This is a genomic window from Pseudoalteromonas sp. S3776 (assembly GCF_005886915.1).
GTDB lineage: Bacteria > Pseudomonadota > Gammaproteobacteria > Enterobacterales > Alteromonadaceae > Pseudoalteromonas.
The window spans coordinates 73,701-96,323 of sequence record NZ_PNCU01000003.1 but is presented as its reverse complement, the minus strand read 5'-3'; the positions used below and the strand labels follow the sequence as shown (position 1 = coordinate 96,323).

Below are 22,623 nucleotides of genomic sequence, written 5' to 3'. Positions count from 1 at the left end.
AGATTTAACACAATTTCCTAATTTATTTAGATAACAATGGAGTATAGCTATGGCCTGGAATGAACCGGGTAATAATGGCAATGACAAAGATCCGTGGAACAATAAAGGCGGACGTGATCAAGGCCCACCTGATTTAGACGAGGTGTTCCGTAAGTTTAGCAACAAGTTAGGCGGCTTATTTGGCGGTAAAAAATCCGGCAATAATAGCGGCGGTGGACTTGGCGGAGCCGGTATTTCATTTATCCTCATTATCGCCGCAATTGTGTGGGCGTTAAGTGGTATTTATACGGTTAAAGAAGCCGAACGTGGTGTGGTATTGCAATTTGGTAAGTATGACCGTATTGCAGAGCCAGGCTTACGCTGGAAAATGACCTTTATTGAAACGGTTATTCCGGTAGATATTGAAGCTGTGCGTTCATTATCTGCATCTGGGTTTATGCTTACTGAAGATGAAAACGTAGTAAGCGTTGAGTTTGAAGTGCAATACCGTGTTATTGACCCGTATCTTTACAAGTTTAGTGTAACCAATGCTGATAATAGCTTAGAAGAGGCGCTTGATAGCGCACTACGTTACGTTGTTGGCCATGCAAAAATGGACCAAGTACTGACTAATGGCCGTGAAGTCGTTCGTCAAAATACGTGGGATGAGCTTAATAAAATCATCGAACCGTATAACTTAGGTTTAATTGTGACCGATGTGAACTTTAAAGATTCGCGTCCGCCGACTGAAGTAAAAGATGCATTTGATGACGCGATTGCCGCACAAGAAGATGAAGAGCGTTTCATCCGTGAAGCCGAAGCTTATGCACGTGAAATTGAACCGCGCGCGCGTGGTCAAGTAACACGTATGACGCAAGAGGCAGAAGGTTATCAAGAACGCATTACACTTGAAGCGCAAGGTGAAGTGGCTCGTTTTGAAAAGCTATTACCTGAATATCAAGCAGCTAAAGAAGTAACGCGTGAACGTTTATACATTGATGCAATGGAAGAAGTGCTAGGTAGTAGCTCTAAAGTCATTGTTGATGTTAAAGGCGGTAACAACATGATGTACTTACCACTTGATAAAATTATGGAAAAGCAAGGCACTGCAACACGTGTAGCTTTACCAAGCTCAAGTGATATTCAAGATTTACGTAACAAAGTAAATACATCACGTAACAGCACTGTGAACAGCGGTAACGACCGTTTTAACAGCGATCGCTTTAACAATAACGGGAGATAAGCGTTATGAAAAACTTTAGTTTAGTCATACTATTAGCTGCCATTGTTATGTCTTTCTCTGCGGTATTTGTAGTACCTGAAGGGCAAAAAGCAATCGTGTTGCTATTTAGCAAGGTTGAAAAAGACAGTGAAGACAAAGCCGTTGTATACAGCCCAGGCCTTCATTTAAAAGTACCATTTTTTAGCCAAGTACGTCGTATTGATGCACGTATTCAAACGCTAGATGGCACACCAGACCGCTTTGTGACAAGCGAGAAAAAAGACTTAATTGTTGATTCGTTTGTTAAATGGCGCGTAAACGACTTTAGCGCATTTTACCTTCGTGCTCGTGGTGATAAGCAATATGCTGAAACACTACTAAAGCAAAAAGTTAATAATGGTCTGCGTACTAACTTTGGTACGCGTACTATTCGCGAGATTGTATCAGGTGAGCGTAGTGAGCTAATGGAAGAGGCATTAGTACAAGCCTCTGAAAGTGCACGCGAGTTAGGTATTGAAGTACTTGACGTGCGTGTTAAGCAAATTAACTTACCACAAGAAGTGAGTAGCTCTATTTACCAACGTATGCGCGCTGAGCGTACTGCTGTTGCAAAAGAGCATCGCTCGGAAGGTCAAGAAAAAGCAGAAACAATTCGTGCTAATGTTGACCGCCGAGTAACGGTAATGCTTGCTGATGCTGAGCGTAATGCGCGCTCAGTACGTGGTCAAGGTGATGCAGAAGCTGCTGCTATTTATGCTAAAGCATACAACAAAGATCCAGAGTTCTTTGGTTTTGTTCGTTCTTTAGAGGCGTATAAAAAGACCTTTAAAGATAAGCAAGATGTGATGGTGCTTTCACCTGACAGCGACTTCTTTAAATATATGAAAGGCGCTGCAGCGCAATAAGCGATGCCTTAATCATTTAAAGCTATAAAGCCCCGCCTATGCGGGGCTTTTTGTTAAGTATAATTTGAAAGTTTAAATGGCTGTTATATATGTGATTATTTAAAAAGTATGATGGCCTAAAAAATACGCGCAGAAAAAATAAGCTGAACAGGGGTGATCTTTACTTTAGTTTTCTGGTAAAATCTCGTCCTAATTTTCTCGAAGTGAATTTACAATGGGTAAAAACGTTGTTGTATTAGGCACCCAATGGGGTGACGAAGGTAAGGGTAAGGTTGTTGATCTCCTTACAGACAAAGCATCTTTAGTAGTTCGATACCAAGGTGGTCACAATGCGGGCCATACTTTAGTTATTGACGGTGAAAAGACAGTTCTACACCTTATTCCATCGGGTGTATTACGTGACAATGTTAAATGTGTGATTGGTAATGGTGTGGTTTTATCACCAGAAGCGCTAATGAAAGAAATTGGCATGTTAGAAGAGCGTGGCGTACCTGTACGTGAGCGTCTTTTAATTAGCGAAGCATGTCCGTTAATTCTGCCTTTCCATGTTGCATTAGATGTAGCTCGCGAAACTGCTCGCGGCGACAAGCCAATTGGTACAACAGGCCGTGGTATTGGTCCTGCGTACGAAGATAAAGTAGCCCGTCGCGGTTTACGCGTAGGTGATTTATTCAATCCAGAATTATTTGCAGCTAAACTAAAAGAAGTACTTGAATACCATAACTTCACTTTAGTTAACTACTACAAAGTAGATGCAGTTGATTTCCAAAAGACGTTTGATGATGCAATGGCTGTTGCAGACATCTTAAAAGCAATGGTTGTTGATGTAACTGAGCTTTTAGATCAGACACGTTTAGCGGGTGAACACATTTTATTTGAAGGTGCACAAGGTACATTACTTGATATCGATCACGGTACTTACCCTTATGTAACATCTTCTAATACCACTGCTGGTGGTGTTGCGACTGGTGCTGGCTTTGGTCCATTAAACCTTGATTACGTGCTAGGTATTATTAAAGCGTACACTACACGTGTTGGTTCTGGTCCTTTCCCTACAGAGCTTTACGATGGCCTTGAAAAGCAAGATCCAGTAGGTAAGCACTTAGGCGATAAAGGTCATGAGTTTGGCGCGACAACAGGTCGTTTACGCCGTACCGGTTGGTTAGATGCAGTGGCAATGCGCCGTGCAGTTCAAATCAACAGCATCTCAGGTTTTTGTTTAACTAAGTTAGATGTGTTAGATGGTTTAGAAACACTTAAAATCTGTACTGGTTACCAGCTAGAAGATGGCACAGTGACTAATGTAACGCCATTAGCTGCTGAGGGTTACGAGAAAGTAACACCAGTATACGAAGAGATGCCGGGTTGGTCTGAAAACACAGTAGGCGTAACTAGCCTCGAAGACCTACCAAAGGCTGCGATTGACTACATCAAGCGTATCGAAGAAATCACAGGTGTACCTGTTGATATTATCTCTACCGGCCCAGATCGTGTAGAAACAATGGTACTTCGCAACCCGTTTGCTTAATTACCATTAATATAAAAAAGCTGCTTTTGCAGCTTTTTTTATGCCTAAAATTCACCTTGGAACGATCTTTGTATATTATTTGATAAGTTTTATTTTATACGTGGTAAACATGCGCCTATCTACCTGTAATACTTTATTAGCGTCTTTGCTCGCTCCGTTACTTTTATCTATCAGTAGCAATGTGTTAGCTGAAGAAACACCCGCTGCGGTGCCGCTTTATACCGAGTCGGAGCTAATCGCACTAATAAACAAAAATACACATTTACAGCGTGTGAAGGCAGATGATTGCCAGTTAGTGCAAGATATAGAGGCAAGGGCCAATAAAATGGCACTGCCTTCTTACCAATTTTTATATGGTGATATGCTGGCTTATAACGTGTGTGTTGAACGCAATGTAGAGTTAGGTGTGTACTACATGCGTAAAGCGGCTGAGCAAGGCCTAGCGGCTGCGCTAGAGCAGCTTGGGCGTTATTACGACACTGGCCGCTTAGTACAGCAAGATAAAGCTATGGCCATTACCTATTTGCGGGAGGCTTCAGCTCAAGGGAACCTAAAAGCGCAGCTAAGATTGGTTAAGCTTTTTAATTCAGGCTATGGAAGCCCACGTGACTTTGAAGATGCGTACCGCTGGTTATTTAATACCACGGTAGCAGATAAAGCCACCCATAAAAAAATTGAGCGTGCACTTAAGTTACTAGCGCAAAAAATGCCAGATAGTGTTGTGGCCCGCGCCCGGTTACCCATGTAAGGGCCAAATAATACACACCATTTTTATAAAATAAAAAGCCCTAATGATTAATTAGGGCTTTTGTGTAATAACTATAAGTGGCTAGCTTTCTTCTTTGCCTTTTGATTTAGCTGGGTCTTTTAACACTGACATTTTTGGGGGCTGAAGTGCAAATATACGCTCTCCCTCTTGCGGTGGCTTTTCCATATTACTGGTAAATGGGCGAAGCTTAACTGGCGTATCTTCGTCGTTGTCTTTATCACCTTTTAAAATAAACAGTGGTATCGCTTCAGGGTTCATCTCTTGGTATTTCTCCCAATCAAACTCTTCTGAAATACGTGTAGCGCTTACTTTGCCACCTTTAGCGATAATGCTGCTTAAGCGAGCGTATGAACCATCTTCACCAAACAAAATTTGCCTAGATAGGAATGTTGCACTGTCTTTGTTCGCTTTTGCATGCGAGGTAGATGAGCGCAATGAAAATACATTTTTTTCATTTAATAAATGAGAAAAATATTGTACACCAAGCGCATTATGGTGGCGGTTAGGTGAAAGCGCTAATACCGTTCTTATTGTTGTGAGCGGTAAGTAACGCTCAGCATGCTCTGACTGTGGGTTACCGTAATAACAAGCAAGGCCATCCATACGCGCCATTTTGCAGTTCTCCCATGCGGGGTCTGATAAGTGAACTGGAATACTTTGCTCTTGCAAGCCTTTACCAATAGCGCGCGATACATGGTTCGCACCAATAATCAGAATAGTGTTTGGGGAAGGTTGGCGCACACCTAATAGCTTAGCAACCGGAATAGCGGTTAAGCTTTGGAGCACCACAGTAATAATAATAACAGTGAATATTAACGGCACCATTTTTTCAGCATCAGCTACGCCTGCTTCCATCATGCTTAATGCAAACACCGACCCAACCGCGGCAGCAACTATACCTCTTGGGGCTATCCATGATAGTACCAAGCGTGACTTCATTGGTAAGTCAGTACCAAAAGTAGATATAGCAATACACAATGGACGCGCTATAAATAACACCACGGCTAAAAATATAAATACGTCGCTATCTAACATCATCAAGTCAGAAAGCTGCAGGCGTGCAGCAAGTAAAATAAACAGTGATGATATTAAAATCATCGATAAGTCTTCTTTAAACTCCAATACAGAATCGATTTCTAAATCGTTTTGATTGGCAAGCCAAATACCAAATACGGTAACCGCCAACAACCCTGACTCGTGGCTTAAATGATTAGAGACCGAAAAACTAATAAGTACTAATGCAAGTATGCCAAACTTATGGAGTTCAAAAGGGAGCCATTCACGGCGCATAAGTTGTGTGGTGATCCACCCAGCAACAATACCTATAGACAGCCCAACGCCGACTGTTTTAACAAGTGCAACAATAGTATGGCTAAGTACTTCTCCTTGGCCTACTAGCATAACTGCTTCAAATACAAGTACAGCAAAAAGGGCACCGATTGGGTCAATCACAATGCCTTCCCATCGTAATATCCGATCAATATCTTGAGTTGGGCGCATCGAATTAAGTAAAGGGGCAATTACTGTGGGGCCTGTTACAACGAGTACGGCCCCTAATACAGCAGCAACTCGCCAGTTGAGTTCGAGTAGCCAATAGGCACTTAAGCTTATCACCACACAAGTGGTGATCATGCCAATAGAGCACAGGTTACGAACGACCTTACTTATGCCTTTTAATTCTCTGAAGTGCAAAGTGAGAGCGCCTTCAAATAAAATCACAGCAACACTCAATGACACCACAGGAAATAACAAATCGCCAAGTAAAGCATCTGGGTCTAATACACCACTAAACGGTCCTAGCAATAAACCGGTAAGCAATAAGAACAAGATAGCGGGTACTTTAAATGCCCACGCTACCCATTGGGCAAGCACTGAACAAAGTGCGATACCGGCTATATAAATTGCTGACATAAATTAAGAATTCCTTATTTATCACAATATGAAAAGTATAACTTTTGTTAAATATTAATACAGGGGTATACACGTGAAATGTTTAATTTGCTAATAAAATATTAGCGCTTAATACAAAAATTGTAGGTTAAACTTATTGATTTATTTATAAAAAATGAATAAAAGCGTGAAAATAAATATAAGTGATTGATTTTAAGTTACTAATTTGTGTTGTGCTAGGGATGGGTGCACATTAGAGTGATTTTTAGCCTTGATTTTTTCTATCGAAATATCGTATTATATTTAGAGTTCAAACAATTAGTCATCTAATTATAATTTTCAAGACCGCGTTAAATATTAATACTAACGTCATATTTGGTCTGTAATAATAGTAATGTATGCTGTTATTAGCGTTAAATTAGTAGCTATTGTATTTTTGAATATCTTGGTATGGTTTTTTCAAGCATGTTTATTTAAGTAATTAAGTAAATAAATGTTTGAGTTGAACTATTACTTTCAATGTTTAGCTCCCATCGTGGCGGCTAAATCTCGGTCCTTGAGTCATCACCCTATCTGTTGGTGTATCTGACTTTAGAGGCTCTATGTATGTTGTTAACAAAAAAGCCACACACAGCTTTTTACAGCGATACATAAACAACACTTTTTATCTTTATATTTAATAGGCCTCCATTCATTTTGGTTGGTGCTGTTTCATGTCTTTACAAACCTAAAAGCAATTTTAGGTCGTGTGTTTGCGTGCGTTTAAAAAGTGTATGAAAACCTATTCGAAATTGCGTGCTATTTACGCAATTACCTAATTTTAGTTCACACAGTGTGAATGTAGATAAAATGGAAAGTTGAGATTTTATGCAAAAGTTAAATTGGCGTCGTATTGTTTTAAAAGTTGGTAGTGCATTAATCGCGCCTGATCAAGATGGGTGCCGCTCACGCTATTTATTAACCATTGCGCAATTTATTGTTCGCTGCCGCGCTCGAGGTATTGAGGTGATTTTAGTATCTTCAGGTTCTGTCGCTGCAGGCTCACACTTATTCCCATCTGACATTCCACGTTCAGTTGTCATGAAAAAAGCGATGGCAGCGGCAGGGCAAACCGAAATGATGGCTATGTGGGATCGCTTTTTTGATTTTCCATCAGCGCAATTATTATTAACGCACGGTGACTTACGTGACCGTGAGCGCTATGAAAGTATTCGTGAAACTATTTTTACCTTGCTAGAGCATGGTGTTCTACCCATTATTAATGAAAATGATGCTGTAACAACTGATGACTTAAAAGTGGGCGACAACGATAACTTATCAGCCATGGTCGCAGCGGCTGCTGATGCCGACGCATTAATGATTTTTTCAGATGTGGACGGGCTATATGACAAAAACCCAAATTTACATGAAGACGCAGTTTTACTGCCTGAAATAAAATCAATTGATGAGTCTATTTACGCTATGGCAGGATGTGCTACTAGCGCAGTGGGCACCGGTGGCATGAAAACCAAAATTGAAGCTGCCGAAAAAGCAACGTCTCACGGTATTGCTACTTATATTATTAATGGCTTTAAAGAAGAAACCTTTAATAGATTATTGGCAGGTGACAACCCCGGTAGTGTCTTTCTTCCTTATGAAAAACCAATGCAAGAAGCTGTGCACTGGATGACGCATACAGCGAATGAGCAAGGTGAAGTAGTTGTAGATGGCTCGTTTGATGAGTCTCTTGAAGGTGAAAACGGTTGCATACGTGGCGACGAAATAATGGAAGTGCATGGTGAGTTTGCCATTGGCGACACCATTTTAGTAAGAAGTGAAGATGGCACACGTTTAGCAAAAGCCACCGCAAATTATAGTAGTTGCTTGTTAAGCTTTATTGCTGATAACGAGCAAAGTGAATTTAGTGAAAAAATGCAGGATTCTATTGGTCCTGTTATTTCAGAAAAAGATATCGCATTATTGGAGAAGTCATGAGTTTGATTACGGATATTTCACGCCAAGCAGCAAAAGCGGCAAATACACTTGCTTTACTCGACACCGAGACTAAAAACCAAGTGTTAACAGAGATGGCGGCAGCACTGCGCGCAGAAAAAGCATTTATAATTAAAGAAAACGAAAGTGATTTGAGCGCAGCGCGCGATAACAACTTAGCCGCTTCAATGATAGACCGCTTAACGCTTAACGAAGAGCGTATTGAAGCCATGGCTGAAGGTATTGAAGTTATCGTAAGTTTAGATGATCCCGTCGGTCAGCTACGCGATATAACAGAGCGCCCAAATGGCATTAAAATTCGTAAAATGCGTGTGCCATTAGGTGTTGTATGCATGATTTATGAAGCGCGCCCTAACGTAACTGCGGATGCAGGGGCATTGTGTTTTAAATCGGGTAACGGTGTTATTTTACGCGGTGGTAAAGAAGCCCTTAAAAGCTCACAAGCCATTGCGAGCGTAATGCATGGAGTACTGGAAAAACATAACTTACCTAAAGCGCTGATCTCAGTTATTCCTGACCCAGACCGTGCTTTGCTTATGGAGCTAATGCAGCAACGTGACACCATAGACTTAATCATTCCACGTGGTGGCGAAGGGTTAATTAACTTTGTAACTGAAAACAGTACTATTCCTGTTATTCAGCACTTTAAAGGTGTGTGTCATTTATACGTAGATAAAGACGCCGACCTAGAGGTGGCGCTTAACTTACTATTAAACGGTAAAACACAGCGTACAGGCGTATGTAATGCGCTTGAAGGGCTTGTGGTTCATCAAGACGTCGCTGACGAATTTTTAAATTTATGTGCCGTTGTATTGCGCCAAGAAGGCGTGAAAATTAATGGAGATGAGCAAGCGGCAAAATATTTCGATAATGCAACAGTTCTCGCCGACAATGAATTTGGTGAAGAATACTTAGATTTAGAAATTGCTATTCGTGTAGTACCAAGCTTTAGTGCTGCTGTGGATCATATTGCACAGTTTGGTTCAAACCACACTGAGGTTATCTGTACTAAAAACGACACCGCGGCTGAGCTTTTCCAACGCAGTGTTGATGCATCGGTAGTGATGGTAAATGCTTCATCGCGTTTTTCAGATGGCTCGCAATTGGGTTTAGGTGCCGAAATTGGTATAGCTACAACTAAGCTACATGCTTATGGCCCTATGGGTCTTGAGTCACTTACCACTGAAAAGTATTTAGTTAATGGTGAAGGCCAAGTGCGTGATTAACCACAATTAAAGAAAAAACGCCGATTGTTAAATCGGCGTTTTTTTATGCATTTTGTACAGTGTGACTTAGCTTCTCTAACCAATCTTTTAATGGTTCAGGTCGATGCAGATGGTACCCTTGTAAAATAACTTCCGGATACTCTTGTAATAAGTCAAAGTGCGATTGATTCTCGACCCCCTCCGCAACGACTTCTAACTGAAATAACCTGCCAAGGCTTACAATCATATCAATAATTAATTTATCGTTGTTATCAGTGGGGGCTTCGAGTACAAATGAGCGATCTATTTTAAGTTCATGAATGGGTAGCTGCTTTAAATACGTTAAACTTGAGTAGCCAGTACCAAAGTCATCTATCGATACGCGTACGCCCAGCCTTTTAAGGCAGTGTACAGCTTCAATGGCGGCTTCCATGTGATTTAGTAGCGTCCCTTCTATAATTTCTATTGTGAGTTGCTGAGGATTAATATCAACACGTTTAATTTGCTCGCTTATAAAGTTTAAAAAACGCGCTTCATGAAAGTGCCGGCCGCTTATATTAACCGAAATATTTAAACTTGGATGGTTATATTTAAGCTTGGTAAGTAAGTTAAGCGCATGGGTAGTAACCCAGCAATCCAGCTCAAAAATAACATCTGATTCTTCGGCTATTGATATAAACTCACAGGGGCTTATAAACCCTTTTTGAGGGTGTTCCCAGCGCAACAGAACTTCAGCGCCTTTTAATGTTTGCTTGCTATCAAATTGTGACTGTAAAAATATAGATAGCTCATTTTGAGGGATGGCTTTTCTTAAATCTTGCTCAATCTCAAAGCGTCGTTTAGCTTGCTCACCAAATGTGGTATCAAAAAATGTAACTCTGTTTCCGCCTTTTTCTTTGGCTTTATAACAGGCAGCTTCACAATTTCTGATAGTTTCAATCGCACTTTCCCAGACATCGTCACGTGGGAAAATATAAGTGCCTATACTAATTGTTAAGCTCACTTCTTGCCCATCAACGTCAAAAGGGCGGTTAACTGCGTGTAAAAGCTCTTGTGCTTTGCTCTCTGCTATTGATTGCGCACGTGTGCGTCCAACACCTTTATCTACACTACATAAGGCTGCAAATTCATCACTGCCTAAGCGTGCAATAATATCCTTTTTATCTAAACTGGCATGAATACGCTGAGCAAGCTCCTTTAAAATATTATCTCCTGCTAAAAGCCCTAAACCATCATTAATGGAGTGAAAGCTGTCGATATCGATAATATAAATATAGGCACACGTTTTATCGTTACTGCAATCTTGTAACTGTTGCTCTAATTGTTTCAAAAAGCCATTACGATTAGGTAGCTTAGTAAGCTCATCGTGCCACGTTAAATAATCTATTCGTTCCTGTGTTACTTTCACGCTGGAGATATCACTAAATACACCGATGTAATGTATATTGGTGTCTTGTTCGCTTTTAACCATGCTAAGTGTTAAAAGCTCAGGGTAGAGCTCCCCATTTTTTCGTCGTGTTACAAGCTCGCCGCTCCAGTAACCTGCTTCGTTTGCGTGTTTCCACACTTCATCAAAGCTAATACTTGGGTGGTTATTTTGCTTAATATCTTTTAAGTCCATTTCCAGTGATTCAGCTTCGCAATAGCCTGTAATTCTACAAAAAGATGGATTAACAGCAATAATCTTCCCTCCGCTATTAGTGATAACAACACCATCGGCCGTACTAGTAAGGGCTTGATAAAATAATTTTTGTTTAGATGAGAGTTGCTTAAGCTCTTCTTCACGCTGACTTAACTCTTTTGCAAGGGCCTCTATTTCTAATAATTTATCGTGCAAATCAAAGTTTTTTTCTATAAGTCTGTCTAACATGCCTTGCGCAGTAATGTGTGTGCGTATACGTGCTCTAACCAAAGCTAACTTATAAGGCTTATGGATATAGTCAATAGCTCCCATGGCAAAGCCTTTCTCTTCAGATTCTTCTTCTGTAAGAGCGGTAACAAAAATGATAGGGATGCCTTTGGTATTTTGCTTTGCCTTAAGTATTTTACATACTTCATAACCGTCCATGCCCGGCATCATAATATCGAGTAAAATTAAATCAGGGCGGGTAGACTCTATAAATACAAGCGCTTGCTCACCGCTTGTTGAAATGCGTACATCGTAGTCTGCAAGTAGGCCTTCCACTAGTACATGTAGGTTGCTAGGTTCATCATCAACTATGAGAATCAAAGGTTTTCGCTGTTGATTTACTACCGGTTTATTATTGCTAGCAAGAAAGGTTGAATGCACACTAAATCCTTATTCTTTAATTACTCATTAAAGTTAGTTTATAGTTGCCATAATTGTCTAGTTTTTATAGTTATTTCTGTATTTATCAATCAGTTTAATTACTAAAGCGTAGTTAAAGTTATCAATTGCCTCTTTTAGCTTAAATAATGGATGAGAATGCTCGAATTTTTGAAGCTCAACTGCTCTAATTAATTTACTAGGAATAGGACGAGCAGATAACGCTAAAGAATATACCTCATCAATTAATGTATCTGGGCTTTGCTCTAAATTAATTGCGTCGGACTGCTGGTTATACGTATTGGTTACTTGCAACTGTTTAATGGCATAAAGTGCTAAGGTCAGTTGTTCATTAAAAGCGCTAAAATCAGGGTGAGTGTTATTTATCAGCTCTAATTCAATTTTTTTGGCGCTTTGCTCAAGTCGCTCTAAACCTAGTGTACCAGCAAGGCCTTTTAAATTATGCATTTCTCTAACTAATGCTTCATGCTCATTATTTTTTAAATGCTTTAAGGTTGTTTCCATAAAGTGGCTATAGTCACTATCAAATTTAGAAAAGATTGAATTGATGAGTTCATTATTATCTTCGAGGTTATCCTTTGCTACAGCGAGATTTAATGTACTCAGCGTTTGGGCCTTTTTTAAATGCTTTTCTACGGTATTGCAAAGCAGGCCAAATAACAGCGGCTTCACTAAAAAGTCGTCCATGCCTGCTCTTATAGCGGCTTTTTTATCATTAGGTAATACAGCTGCCGTAACTGCAACGATTGGAAGCGTATAGCCTCTTTGGCGTAGTATACGTGTGGCTTCTAAGCCATCCATAACAGGCATTTGAATGTCCATAAATATAATATCAATTGCACTTTCTTCTACTTTTATTAGGGCCTCTTCACCGTTATTTGCAGAGATAACGGTCATATTCATTTTAGTTAACAGTGCTTCAAGAATCTCTTGGTTTACAGGGTTATCATCTACAGTAAGTGCAGTATAACCAGTATATTGTGGGTAAGACTCCCCTTCTTTAAGCTGTGTCGTTTCGGGCAATAATAAACGCATTAACTGTGACTCAGTATCGGTATTGCCTATTGTTAAAATATCAATATGGTCGCTATCGGGGATTGATTGTGGGTGTTCTTGATCGCTAATAAGTAGAATAAGCAGTAACTTATGTTTATTTTTTTGTTTTTGTAAGTACAGTTGCTGCAAAATAAAATTATCTTTTAGCTCTTTATGCGGCAACGACATAATAACAATATTAAAAGGGTTACTGGGTTGAGACATTTTTGCAATTGCACGCAACGGCTCTTGGGTAATTTCTGCCGTAATATCGGCGTTGCTTAACAACACGGTGAGTGATTTTATTTGCTCATTATCGGGGCTAATAAGTAGCGCATGTTTTTTAAGTGCTTCTTTATTGGTCATTTTAAATGGGAGTGTAAAGTAAAACTCACTGCCTAGCTGTGGTGTACTGCGTACTTGTATTTCGCCACCGAGCAACTTAGTAAGCTGCTTACAAATGGTTAAGCCTAGCCCTGTCCCCCCGTATTTGCGTGTTGTACTCGAGTCGCCTTGGTAGAACGAGTCAAAAATGGATGCTGTTTGCTCTGGGGTCATGCCTATTCCGGTGTCTTTAATACCAAAGCGCAATTGAATTTGCTGTTCATTTTGTGTGGTGGCTTCAATCGTTACTGTTACTTCACCGCGCTCTGTAAATTTTATTGCATTACCTACACAGTTATTAATAATTTGACTTAAATGCAGCGGATCACCCATCAGCTCTAGCCCTGCATCAACATGCAATACAAAATTAAGGCGCAACCCTTTTTGTTTAGCGTTCACCGAGAATAAATTTTTTACATTAGACACCACGGTATGCAAAGTAAAAGGGATTGATTCAAGTTTGACTTTGTCAGACTCAAGTTTAGAAAAATCGAGCACGTTATTAAGAATTTGTAGTAGGTTTTGGGCACTTGAAGAGGCTTTATCGGCGTAGTGTTTTTGCTTGGGTGGCAGGGCGCTGCTTTGTAAAAGCTGTAGCATGCCTAAAATACCATTCATGGGCGTACGTAGCTCATGGCTCATATTAGCAACAAAGTCGCCTTTCGCTTGGTTGGCATTTTTTGCTTGAGTGATGGCCAGTGTAAGCTCTTTATTCATAGATTCCATTTTTGAATTAAGCGCTTGCGTTTCTGCTAGTAGCTCTTTTGTTTGCTTATTTTTTAAATACAGCGCATTGGCCGCGGTAATAACAGAGTTAATTTCATTTTGATGGTGTGTATTACTATTAAGTGTAACTTGTTTTTCATTACTCATATCTTTTAGCAGCTTGGTTAACTGTGCGATAGGCTTAATGACGGAGTTAAAAATAAAAAAGGTGATTATCGTAATTATGACAGAGATTAAAGCTGCAAATAGATTTCCCATCTCTGTACTTTTGAGTACGTGCTCTCTTAGCTGCAGCTCTGTTTGGGTGAGCTTTTGTTTCTCAATAGCTCTGATTTTTTCGGCTAGGTAAAGGAGCTCGTTTTCTATTCCAGTTAAAACTACATTTATAGAAAACGTATAGCTGCGGGTTAAAATAACTAATTGGCTATATGCTTGCTCAAGCTCGTCAGTATTATTAAATTGGATAGTATTAGCGGTTTCAATGCGCGCAAGCAGGGTATTTAAGTGTGCTAGGTTATCTTGCACATTTTGTGCTTCATCATAATTTGGCTTGTGTAAATAGTTGTTTGCTGCCTGTTCTATATTGCTAATAGTTAAAAGGATATTCACTATTATTGTCTGTTTGTTACCAAGCGTGCTTTTCTCAAGCTTATTAAGTTGCGCCTTTAGCGTGTCAATAGGCTGCTTGAACTGTGAAAGGTACAACTGCTCTCGCTTAGTTCTGTTAACGACCACCCGGTTAAACGTATCTTGGTAATTATTTAAATACTCGTTGAGGCGCTTAATGTTGCTTTGATAGCTTTCATCATATTCTTCTATATGTTTACTAAGCCTGCCTAAATCCATTTTTGCAGCATTATAGTGCATATTAAACTTATCAATAGTATTGCTATTAGCATGATCTAAATAAGCTATGGCTTGGCTTTGCAAAGAAATCACATCGTTTTCTAAGCGGGTGACAGCTTCACTTTGTAATAATGCTTTGTGCTGCGCGTTTTGTAGCTCAAAAAGCGACTTTTGCGAATAATTGAATAAGTAACTTTGCAAAATTAATAAGGTAATTAAAACGCATAAGGCAATTATTATTTTAGATTTTATTGAGCGGGTTATCATTATCTGCTTATTAACTCATACCATTTTTGTAAGCTGTAATCGTAAGTAGGCATAACGCTATTCCAAACAGCTACATTGCTTAAACGTTTTAAATAGCTACCGCCATTTCGCTGCTCACCGGCCTTTACTGCGATCTGTTTCTGGGTGTTTAGCAAGTTAACCGAAGTGGGCTTTCCTAAGTACCAGTAGTCCCATTCGCTTGGTGAAAGCATTGCTTTTGAGCGCTGCGGGTTACTAATGTAATATCCTTGGCGAGCAATAAATGCGCCGGCCCACCCCGAAAGCCACCAGTTCATGTAATCGTATGCGGCATCTTTTTGGTTATTATTGACCTGTGATGATAAACACATGACCCCATGCCAGCCTCGGTAGCCCTCTTTTGGAGCGGCAAATCGTACGTTAATATTTTGACTATTTAGTGAGGCAACAGCAGGAGAAAACATACTTTCAATATGCACGCGTTGGCTTTTCATAAATTCAATAGACTCTGGCACCGAGTTCCAATAACCCGCAAAATGCCCCTGTCGTTTATAGTCAATTAAAATACTAAATAAACGGTCAAGCTCAGAGCGAGTAATCGCACCAATATCTTTAAATGTTATCAATCCTTTGCTCTGTGCTGCCAAAGCAAGGTCAAACAAGCCTATTGTGGGTGCATTTACAATGCCGACTTTGCCTCGGTGCGCATCATCCAGTAGCCAGCCCCAGCTTTCAGTTTCATAAGCAATACCAGGCTTAATCATGGCAGTGTTATAGCCAAAAGAGTCAACATTATGTACATAAGGTAAAAAGCTAATACGATCGCTTTCGTTTGCGCTTAGTGTGCCATTCTCTTGTACATTGAGTAGTTTATAAGGGGCGTCGCCTGCGCCCAGTTTGGCCTCGGGAGTGAGTTTACCCGTTTTAGTCAGAGAATTTATTTCATTAAAGTAGGTTAGTCGCTTTTTTTCTATGGCTTGAATCGTCCCTGCTCGCCACAGTACATTAATACTGTTTGACCACTGTTCGTATAAATCAAAGGAGCTAGGGTCCATGGAGGCTTTTTGTAATACGGCAGCGCTACCTGCAGGGGAAAACTCTATATTTATACCCAAATCAAGCATTGCTTGTTTACGAATAGCCTCTTGCAGCGTGACATGCGTTCCTAACACTCTTAAGGTTATTTTTTTTCTGGCAAACACATAAGGTACATGGGTAACCACGCCCGCAGTTAAACCAATGACAGCAAGCTTTTTTAACGTGGTGCGTTTAGGTATATCCATTGTTTAAGCCAAAAGTATGAACGCTACAGATGAGATAATTTATAGACAACAAAGACTAAACAAACAAGGAATGAGCAAATATAAAAATGAGAGTGTAAAAGATAGAAGAATAATAAGATGATAAAAAATAGGGAATAATAGAATGGTAGGAAAGTGGTGGAGCTAAGCAGGATCGAACTGCTGACCTCCTGCGTGCAAGGCAGGCGCTCTCCCAGCTGAGCTATAGCCCCACATTCCTAAATTACATAGTTGTAATTACTTGGTTGCTGAGTTCCAAGCGGGGTGAACTTTAAATATTTTTATAAAATTGGTCAAGTATTTTTTAGCAATATTTAACTGTTATCGTTTATTTTTGATAGACTCGAGAAAAATACCTCGCGAAACGACAAAAACAATGAAAAAAAGTATCTGTATACTTGCTTTGCTGCTTGCTGGCTGTGCAAGTAATGAAGCGCCTCCTTATGAAATAAATAACAAACAGTTTTATGAAAACGTGGATGAGCAGGGTAATAGAGTATTTGCTTATGTTGTTTCGGTTAAGGCCAAGCACCGTAGTAACATAAACTTAAATAACGGCGGGCGAGGCGAAAAAAGACCGAGCCGCTCTGATGTAAAACGTTACATAGAACAAGAACACTTCGAAGACTCTAGTGTATTAAAACTTAAGCTGGAGGATGAAGCTGTCAGGTTTTTAAATGAAACCCTAAGTGAAAATAACTACTGTGAAAATAAACACGAAATTACACAAGTATTGTGGCGAGATTTAAGTGTGCAGCTAAGAGGGCGTTGTTTGTAGTATGTTGGCCGATAAAGCAAAGCTTGCGCAGCTGTTAGCGCAATTAGGTATAAATTACGATGTGATAGAACACCCTGCGTTACATACCAGTTTAGATGCTGATGCATTTATGGTAGAACGCCCAGGTACGCGACTTAAAAATTTGTTTTTGCGTGATAATGAAGGGAAAAATCACTTTTTAGTGATCACCGCACACGACAAACAACTCGATTTAAAAACCTTATCTAGGCAACAAGGGCTTTCTCGGTTGGGGTTTGCTTCAAGTGAGCGCCTAGCGCGGTATTTAAAAGTACAACCAGGCTGTGTGTCTATGCTTGCCCTGGCAAACGACAAACAAAGCAAGGTCACTTTGTGGCTTGATCAAGATATTTGGTTTAATGAGCTGTTTCATTGTCACCCGTTTGAAAACACCCAAACTTGGCTGCTTACAAAAAATGATTTAAACACATTTTTTGAGCATACAGGGCATCAGCCTCGGGTAATGTTTTTACCTTCTCGATAGCCTAAAGTGACTAAGACTAAACCAATAAAACACACACTCAGTAAGCAAAGCATAAATGCAGTTTGCCCTGAGTGCTGATAAACAATACCTGGTAATAACGAACCCAGCGCTCCGCCGCTGTAATAAAACGATACATACCCGCCATTTGTTACACTTGCAGGTGCCTTGCTAATCTTATTAACAAGCGGGGCTGCACTTGAGTGAATAACAAACATAGCAGCACAAAATATCGTAAACGCGATTAAAAACACACTCAGTTGCTGGCTTATAAGTAACACTATGCTTAAGTTATACACGATAAAAAACGCAGCCAGTAAATGCCAAGGCGAGGGCGCTTTTTTAGCAAGCCAAGGTGTGGCAATAGAGGCTAAAGCACCAATTAAGTAGCCGCTGTACACTAAACCTATATCGCGGGTATTTGTAATTAAAAAGGTGTGTTGCAAAATAAACGGAAGGTAATTTAATAAGGCCGCAAAACAAAAAAACATACAAAAAACGGCACCATACAATTTTAATACTGCTGCATCTTTTAGCTGTTTAATATACGTTAGCGGCGTATGTGCTGGCTTAACAGGTATCACAAAGCCCGTAGGCTTTATATTTATAGCTAGGCCAATAAGTACAAACGAAATAACATAATAAAAACTTTGCCAATGCCACACATCACTAAATAACGCAGCCAATACTCGGCCAAAGTAACCTCCAGCTATGGTACTGCCTATGTATAAGGTCATATTTTTTTGTAAGGCATTTGCGCTGTAACGTATACCAATAAAGCTTGTCATCGCGGTAAGTGCGGCAGGTAAAGTTAAGCCTTGTATAAAACGCACCAGAAGTAATAGCTCAAAACTTGGCGCAGCTGTAAACAGTATGCAGCTCCCCCCTAAAATAAACATAGCAATACGTAAAATAACAAGTGGGTTTTGCTTGGCTAAAAAAAGCCCATAAATAAAAGGAGCTATTGCTAAAGGCAGCATGGTTACGCTCATTAAGCTGCCGGCAAGCGCTGGGGGCACGCTAAATTCGTTAGCAAATAAGTTTAATAAAGGCTGAGGTGCGTACAGCACAAAAAATATAAACACCGAGCAAATAAGTAAGTGAGCAAAGCGCATTGTTAGGCTTAAAATATAAGCTGATAAGTTAGCCAAAGTATATGAAAAATGGCTTATATTTCATAGGTTAAATCATCAACAATTGCGCTAAATCAAAGTGTATATTCAGCCCTTTGCTAGATTAATGCTAATAGCACTGTTATTTGTAGTCGTTGGTGATTAAAATAAACCTAATATAAGTTTTTAGTGGAACAAAGCCATGGGTTCATTACAAGACCAATTGCTACAAGCAGGGTTAACAACATCGCACAAAGCTAAAGTTGCTAAGTCAGAAAAACGTAAGCAACAAAAAAAGCAAAAAAAGGGGGCTACCAGTAACCCAAGTGATCTGCAAAAGCACATACAGCAAACTAAATTAGAGCAGCAAAAAAAGGCTGAAGAACTTAACCAGTCGCGCCAAGAAGAGCTTAAGCAACGTGAGCAAGTTGCTCGTGTTAAGCAAATACTTGAGCACCATAACCAAGACTCTATCCGCGGTGAGCGTACCTTTAATTTTACATACGATAACAAAGTAAAAGGGATAGACGTAAACGAGAAAACCCAAAAAGCGTTATCGGGTGGTCGCTTAGCTATTTGTGTACTGGAAGGGCAGTTTTACGTACTCGATGATGAGCCAGCGCGTAAAGTCGCAGAAGTTGATGAAAAGTACATTGTTTTTCATGTTGAACCTGAAAACAAACCAAAAGACGAAGACGACCCCTATGCAGACTTTGAAGTACCAGATGATTTAGTATGGTAAGTGTCTGTTCAGTATTGTTTGCTACAGTTAACAACAATGGCTGAAAACGTAGTCATGTTTGTTTGATCGCCTAACGTAAATTGATACGTATGCTTTTTACTAGATTGTTTACTACAATCAATAGACTATTTTCTAACCGTCAAAAAGAAGAGTGAATATAATGAGCAAGATGAAAGCACTAATAGTAGGCGCGGGTATTAGTTTAGCCGCAAGTTTTTCGTTTAACGCCGTCGCTGCTGATGGCGAAGCCCTTTACACCCAAAAAATGTGTCAAACATGTCATGGCGCAGAAGGTAAAGCACCTATTATGGGCGCATACCCTAAAATTAATGGTCAAAACAAAGACTATTTAGTGGTCCAAATGAAAGATATTAAATCGGGCGCACGTAGTAATGGTATGACCGCGGCAATGAAAGCAATGGTTGCAACAGTAACGGACGAAGAGTTTGAAGCAATTGCAGACTACCTTTCAAAGGTAAAATAAAGCACCGCGTTTAAAAACGTATTATCGTTTTAAATTAAAGCGCAGCGTAAACAGCCACACATTTGTGTGGCTGTTTTGTTTGTGTTTGCTATAAAATTAATACTGCTTTAGACTTCTAAACATCTATTCGTACTTGTGTTGATGTACGTATTTTAAAAGGCTGATTATGATTGATTTACCCCAACAAAATTTAAAAAATAAAGTATCTGAGCAAGAGTGGCAATTGCGCGTAGATTTAGCAGCGTGCTACCGATTAGTAGAGCATTTTCGTTGGGGGGATTTAATATACACGCATCTATCGGCCCGTTTACCAGGGACTGATCACTACCTTGTAAATGCATTTGGCTTAACGTTTGACGAAGTAACCGCATCAAACCTAGTAAAGGTTGATTTGCACGGCAATATTATTGATGACACTCCGTTTAGTATCAACCCTGCGGGGTTTACTATTCATAGCGCCATTCACGAAGTGCGTGAAGATGCTCACTGTGTTATTCACTTACATACCAAAGAAACCATTGCCGTTGCGACACAAAAAAATGGCCTATTGCCACTAAGCCAATATTCTATGTTTTCGCTCCCTTCGCTGTCGTACCATGGCTACGAGGGGCTAGCTGTAAATGATGACGAGCGCAAAGTATTACAAGATGATTTAGGCAGTACCAATCATATGCTATTGGTAAATCATGGTGGCTTAACCGTAGGGCCAACCGTAGGCGATGCCTTTATGCGTTTTTATGACTTGCAACGTGCCTGCGAAATTCAGCTTGCATTACAAGCCAGTTCACAAGAGGTTATTCCGGTGCCACAGCCAATTATCGACAATATTTATAACCAAGCTAATGTGGTACATAGCGGCAGTACAGGCGGGCAATTAGCGTGGCCTGCCATGTTACGAAAAGCGTACCGACTTGATCCCAGTTTTGCACAATAGCCTGTGCGGCTAATAAGGAATTTTAATGAAAGTAAATCGCGTAGAAGTATTTGATATTCATTGCCCAGAGCGTCCAGCTTGGACGCCGGTTTTTGTACGTATTCATACCGATGAAGGCATTAGTGGTGTAGGTGAAGCTGGTTTAGCTTACGATTTAGGCCACAGCGCAGCGGCAGCAATGATAAAAGAAATGGCTGATGCTTTTTTAATTGGGCACGACCCATTTCAAACCGAAAAGTTATGGTCGCGTATGTTACGCGAAAGCTTTTGGGGTTTAGGTGGCGGCCCTGTTGTGTATGCAGCGATGAGCGCCATAGATACAGCACTTTGGGATATAAAAGGTAAAGCACTTGGCTTACCTGTGTATCAACTACTGGGCGGTAAAGTAAACGATAAACTACGTACTTACGCATCGCAGCTACAGTTTGACTGGGACAGCGAGTTTAAAGCGCTAGTACAACCGCAAGAATACGCAGAAGCAGCGTTAAAAGCGGTTGGCGAAGGCTATGATGCAGTTAAAGTTGACCCTATCCAATACGATAAAGACGGGAATACATATTACGACCGCACTAAAATTATTTCTCGTGGTGAAATGAAGTTATACCGTGCGCGTATGCAAGCTATACGTGAAGCGGTGGGTGATGAAGTGGATATTATTTTTGAATGCCACAGCTTGCCTGGCGCAACTTCTGCTATTCAAATTGGCGAAATAGCCGAAGAGTTTGATTGTATGTACTACGAGGAACCCGTTAACTACTTAAATCATTCTTTACATGCAAAAGTAGCTGATAAAGTGGCAGTGCCCATTGCTGGTGGCGAGCGTTTATACAACCGCTGGGGTGTGCGCCCTTATTTAGAAGATCAAAGCATTGATGTACTACAGCCTGATATCGGTTTATGTGGTGGTTTTACTGAAACTAAAAAAGTATGTGACTACGCCGATATTTTTGATGTGCGTATTCAGGCACACGTATGTGGTGGTCCTGTTGCGACTGCCGCATCATTGCATTTAGAAACCGCTATTCCAAACTTTTTGATTCATGAGCATCATACTTATGCCATTAAAAAGTGGAACCGTGAGCTGTGCTTACAAGATCCACAACCTAAAAATGGCTTTTTTGAAGTATCAGAAGAGCCAGGCTTAGGCATTGAATTAAACGATGAGATTGTTATGCGCTCGCAGCGCGTAGAAATTAAATAGCCTAAGCGTTATTTAAATACTATTGTTTAAAAGTAAAAGCCGGTAAGTGATAGCTCACTTACCGGCTTTTTTATAGCTGTGTGACCGCACCTAATACCTATGAGCAATAACGCTTAAATATTTTAAGGGATTAATTGGCAGGGTTAATTGAACACGTAACGCTGTTTATTTCAGCGGTGGCTTTACTATCAAGGTGGCGTATATAGCAGCGGTTATTGTTTATCATTAGCTCAAATTGATCGGGAAAGTTGCGCTGCTGATTAGCCGTTATATCGCTACGGTTAGTGTTTTTAAGAGTAAAGGTGCTGGAGTGCATAAATACATCGTCAGCAAGTTTTATGTTTTTTATATGCATTAGGCGATCTATAACACGCGAAACTGCTTGGCTATTTGGCGCGGTAAGTAAGGCATGATGCAGCTTAGGAGTAGGCTGCGTGTTAGACGCGCAACCACTTAAAATAGTTAAGATGCCAAGGGCTGATAATCGCGAATGTAGTGTCATAGTCATTGCCGCATTTAAGTAAGTGGTTAAATTTA

At 40.2% G+C, this 22,623-nt stretch carries 18 protein-coding genes and 1 tRNA gene; 12 read left to right on the top strand and 7 right to left on the bottom strand.

All coding sequences use genetic code 11. From position 1 onward, the window contains the following. Nucleotides 1-49: 49 nt before the first annotated feature. The 4 genes from hflK to CWC16_RS02965 all read left to right on the top strand — a co-directional run bounded on the left by hflK (nucleotide 50) and on the right by CWC16_RS02965 (nucleotide 4,382). Complete coding sequence (gene hflK / locus CWC16_RS02980; protein ID WP_055014663.1) at nucleotides 50-1,222, top strand: FtsH protease activity modulator HflK; 1,173 nt, start codon at nucleotides 50-52, stop codon at nucleotides 1,220-1,222. Nucleotides 1,223-1,227: 5 nt separating this feature from the next. After that, nucleotides 1,228-2,106: a protease modulator HflC gene (hflC, locus tag CWC16_RS02975; protein WP_004587662.1), complete on the top strand. Its 879-nt coding sequence runs from the start codon at nucleotides 1,228-1,230 to the stop codon at nucleotides 2,104-2,106. A gap of 214 nt (nucleotides 2,107-2,320) precedes the next feature. Further along, the gene (locus tag CWC16_RS02970; RefSeq protein ID WP_055014664.1) at nucleotides 2,321-3,634 is read left to right on the top strand and encodes an adenylosuccinate synthase; all 1,314 of its coding nucleotides are present in this window, start codon (nucleotides 2,321-2,323) and stop codon (nucleotides 3,632-3,634) included. Between the two features lie 109 nt (nucleotides 3,635-3,743). Continuing rightward, complete coding sequence (locus CWC16_RS02965) at nucleotides 3,744-4,382, top strand: tetratricopeptide repeat protein (protein ID WP_138540441.1); 639 nt, start codon at nucleotides 3,744-3,746, stop codon at nucleotides 4,380-4,382. 81 nt (nucleotides 4,383-4,463) lie between these two features. On the opposite strand, the gene CWC16_RS02960 is transcribed toward CWC16_RS02965, so the two are convergent. Then, nucleotides 4,464-6,314: a cation:proton antiporter gene (locus CWC16_RS02960; RefSeq protein ID WP_055014665.1), complete on the bottom strand. Its 1,851-nt coding sequence runs from the start codon at nucleotides 6,312-6,314 to the stop codon at nucleotides 4,464-4,466. Nucleotides 6,315-7,160: 846 nt separating this feature from the next. Between CWC16_RS02960 and proB the strand changes: the two genes are divergently transcribed. Both proB and CWC16_RS02950 read left to right on the top strand, forming a co-directional pair. After that, on the top strand, nucleotides 7,161-8,267 hold the full coding sequence (proB, locus tag CWC16_RS02955; RefSeq protein WP_138540440.1) for a glutamate 5-kinase: 1,107 nt from the start codon (nucleotides 7,161-7,163) through the stop codon (nucleotides 8,265-8,267). Then, on the top strand, nucleotides 8,264-9,511 hold the full coding sequence (locus CWC16_RS02950) for a glutamate-5-semialdehyde dehydrogenase (protein WP_138540439.1): 1,248 nt from the start codon (nucleotides 8,264-8,266) through the stop codon (nucleotides 9,509-9,511). The genes proB and CWC16_RS02950 overlap by 4 nt, the downstream gene beginning before the upstream one ends. Before the next feature lie 43 nt (nucleotides 9,512-9,554). Here the strand turns inward: CWC16_RS02950 and CWC16_RS02945 are convergent, their stop codons facing one another. The 4 genes from CWC16_RS02945 to CWC16_RS02930 form a co-directional block, all read right to left on the bottom strand. After that, a complete protein-coding gene (locus CWC16_RS02945; RefSeq protein WP_138540438.1) occupies nucleotides 9,555-11,780 on the bottom strand; it encodes a two-component system response regulator in 2,226 nt (741 codons plus the stop codon). Between the two features lie 57 nt (nucleotides 11,781-11,837). After that, complete coding sequence (locus CWC16_RS02940; RefSeq protein ID WP_138540437.1) at nucleotides 11,838-15,056, bottom strand: hybrid sensor histidine kinase/response regulator; 3,219 nt, start codon at nucleotides 15,054-15,056, stop codon at nucleotides 11,838-11,840. Next, nucleotides 15,056-16,318 (bottom strand): ABC transporter substrate-binding protein, encoded by a 1,263-nt coding sequence (locus tag CWC16_RS02935; RefSeq protein ID WP_138540436.1) that lies wholly within the window; start codon nucleotides 16,316-16,318, stop codon nucleotides 15,056-15,058. Before CWC16_RS02935 ends, CWC16_RS02940 begins: the two co-directional genes overlap by 1 nt. A 154-nt stretch (nucleotides 16,319-16,472) precedes the next feature. Next, nucleotides 16,473-16,548, bottom strand: a tRNA-Ala gene (locus CWC16_RS02930). A gap of 164 nt (nucleotides 16,549-16,712) precedes the next feature. On the opposite strand from CWC16_RS02930, the gene CWC16_RS02925 reads away from it, so the two are divergent. Both CWC16_RS02925 and CWC16_RS02920 read left to right on the top strand, forming a co-directional pair. Then, on the top strand, nucleotides 16,713-17,114 hold the full coding sequence (locus tag CWC16_RS02925; protein ID WP_138540435.1) for a putative periplasmic lipoprotein: 402 nt from the start codon (nucleotides 16,713-16,715) through the stop codon (nucleotides 17,112-17,114). Between the two features lies 1 nt (nucleotide 17,115). After that, nucleotides 17,116-17,616, top strand: coding sequence for a prolyl-tRNA synthetase associated domain-containing protein (locus CWC16_RS02920; RefSeq protein ID WP_138540434.1), 501 nt, complete (start codon nucleotides 17,116-17,118; stop codon nucleotides 17,614-17,616). Here the strand turns inward: CWC16_RS02920 and CWC16_RS02915 are convergent. Beyond that, complete coding sequence (locus tag CWC16_RS02915; protein ID WP_138540433.1) at nucleotides 17,583-18,728, bottom strand: MFS transporter; 1,146 nt, start codon at nucleotides 18,726-18,728, stop codon at nucleotides 17,583-17,585. The genes CWC16_RS02920 and CWC16_RS02915 overlap by 34 nt on opposite strands. A 199-nt stretch (nucleotides 18,729-18,927) precedes the next feature. Here CWC16_RS02915 and CWC16_RS02910 point away from each other — a divergent pair, with 199 nt between their 5' ends. The 4 genes from CWC16_RS02910 (at nucleotide 18,928) to CWC16_RS02895 (ending at nucleotide 22,086) form a co-directional block, all read left to right on the top strand. Continuing rightward, complete coding sequence (locus tag CWC16_RS02910; RefSeq protein WP_004587650.1) at nucleotides 18,928-19,467, top strand: DUF2058 domain-containing protein; 540 nt, start codon at nucleotides 18,928-18,930, stop codon at nucleotides 19,465-19,467. 160 nt (nucleotides 19,468-19,627) lie between these two features. Beyond that, complete coding sequence (locus CWC16_RS02905) at nucleotides 19,628-19,951, top strand: c-type cytochrome (protein WP_138540432.1); 324 nt, start codon at nucleotides 19,628-19,630, stop codon at nucleotides 19,949-19,951. A 166-nt stretch (nucleotides 19,952-20,117) separates the two neighbouring features. Further along, on the top strand, nucleotides 20,118-20,885 hold the full coding sequence (locus CWC16_RS02900) for a class II aldolase/adducin family protein (protein WP_138540431.1): 768 nt from the start codon (nucleotides 20,118-20,120) through the stop codon (nucleotides 20,883-20,885). Nucleotides 20,886-20,910: 25 nt separating this feature from the next. Continuing rightward, nucleotides 20,911-22,086 (top strand): mandelate racemase/muconate lactonizing enzyme family protein, encoded by a 1,176-nt coding sequence (locus CWC16_RS02895; protein WP_055014675.1) that lies wholly within the window; start codon nucleotides 20,911-20,913, stop codon nucleotides 22,084-22,086. 130 nt (nucleotides 22,087-22,216) lie between these two features. Here CWC16_RS02895 and CWC16_RS02890 read toward each other — a convergent pair whose 3' ends face one another. Beyond that, complete coding sequence (locus tag CWC16_RS02890) at nucleotides 22,217-22,588, bottom strand: hypothetical protein (RefSeq protein WP_138540430.1); 372 nt, start codon at nucleotides 22,586-22,588, stop codon at nucleotides 22,217-22,219. Nucleotides 22,589-22,623: the final 35 nt, after the last annotated feature.

Coding starts and splice junctions, on each gene's coding strand:
- hflK (WP_055014663.1), top strand. CDS start 50: ATGGCCTGGAATGAACCGGGTAATAATGGCAATGACAAAGATCCGTGG.
- hflC (WP_004587662.1), top strand. CDS start 1,228: ATGAAAAACTTTAGTTTAGTCATACTATTAGCTGCCATTGTTATGTCT.
- CWC16_RS02970 (WP_055014664.1), top strand. CDS start 2,321: ATGGGTAAAAACGTTGTTGTATTAGGCACCCAATGGGGTGACGAAGGT.
- CWC16_RS02965 (WP_138540441.1), top strand. CDS start 3,744: ATGCGCCTATCTACCTGTAATACTTTATTAGCGTCTTTGCTCGCTCCG.
- CWC16_RS02960 (WP_055014665.1), bottom strand. CDS start 6,314: ATGTCAGCAATTTATATAGCCGGTATCGCACTTTGTTCAGTGCTTGCC.
- proB (WP_138540440.1), top strand. CDS start 7,161: ATGCAAAAGTTAAATTGGCGTCGTATTGTTTTAAAAGTTGGTAGTGCA.
- CWC16_RS02950 (WP_138540439.1), top strand. CDS start 8,264: ATGAGTTTGATTACGGATATTTCACGCCAAGCAGCAAAAGCGGCAAAT.
- CWC16_RS02940 (WP_138540437.1), bottom strand. CDS start 15,056: ATGATAACCCGCTCAATAAAATCTAAAATAATAATTGCCTTATGCGTT.
- CWC16_RS02935 (WP_138540436.1), bottom strand. CDS start 16,318: ATGGATATACCTAAACGCACCACGTTAAAAAAGCTTGCTGTCATTGGT.
- CWC16_RS02925 (WP_138540435.1), top strand. CDS start 16,713: ATGAAAAAAAGTATCTGTATACTTGCTTTGCTGCTTGCTGGCTGTGCA.
- CWC16_RS02920 (WP_138540434.1), top strand. CDS start 17,116: ATGTTGGCCGATAAAGCAAAGCTTGCGCAGCTGTTAGCGCAATTAGGT.
- CWC16_RS02915 (WP_138540433.1), bottom strand. CDS start 18,728: ATGCGCTTTGCTCACTTACTTATTTGCTCGGTGTTTATATTTTTTGTG.
- CWC16_RS02910 (WP_004587650.1), top strand. CDS start 18,928: ATGGGTTCATTACAAGACCAATTGCTACAAGCAGGGTTAACAACATCG.
- CWC16_RS02905 (WP_138540432.1), top strand. CDS start 19,628: ATGAGCAAGATGAAAGCACTAATAGTAGGCGCGGGTATTAGTTTAGCC.
- CWC16_RS02900 (WP_138540431.1), top strand. CDS start 20,118: ATGATTGATTTACCCCAACAAAATTTAAAAAATAAAGTATCTGAGCAA.
- CWC16_RS02895 (WP_055014675.1), top strand. CDS start 20,911: ATGAAAGTAAATCGCGTAGAAGTATTTGATATTCATTGCCCAGAGCGT.
- CWC16_RS02890 (WP_138540430.1), bottom strand. CDS start 22,588: ATGACACTACATTCGCGATTATCAGCCCTTGGCATCTTAACTATTTTA.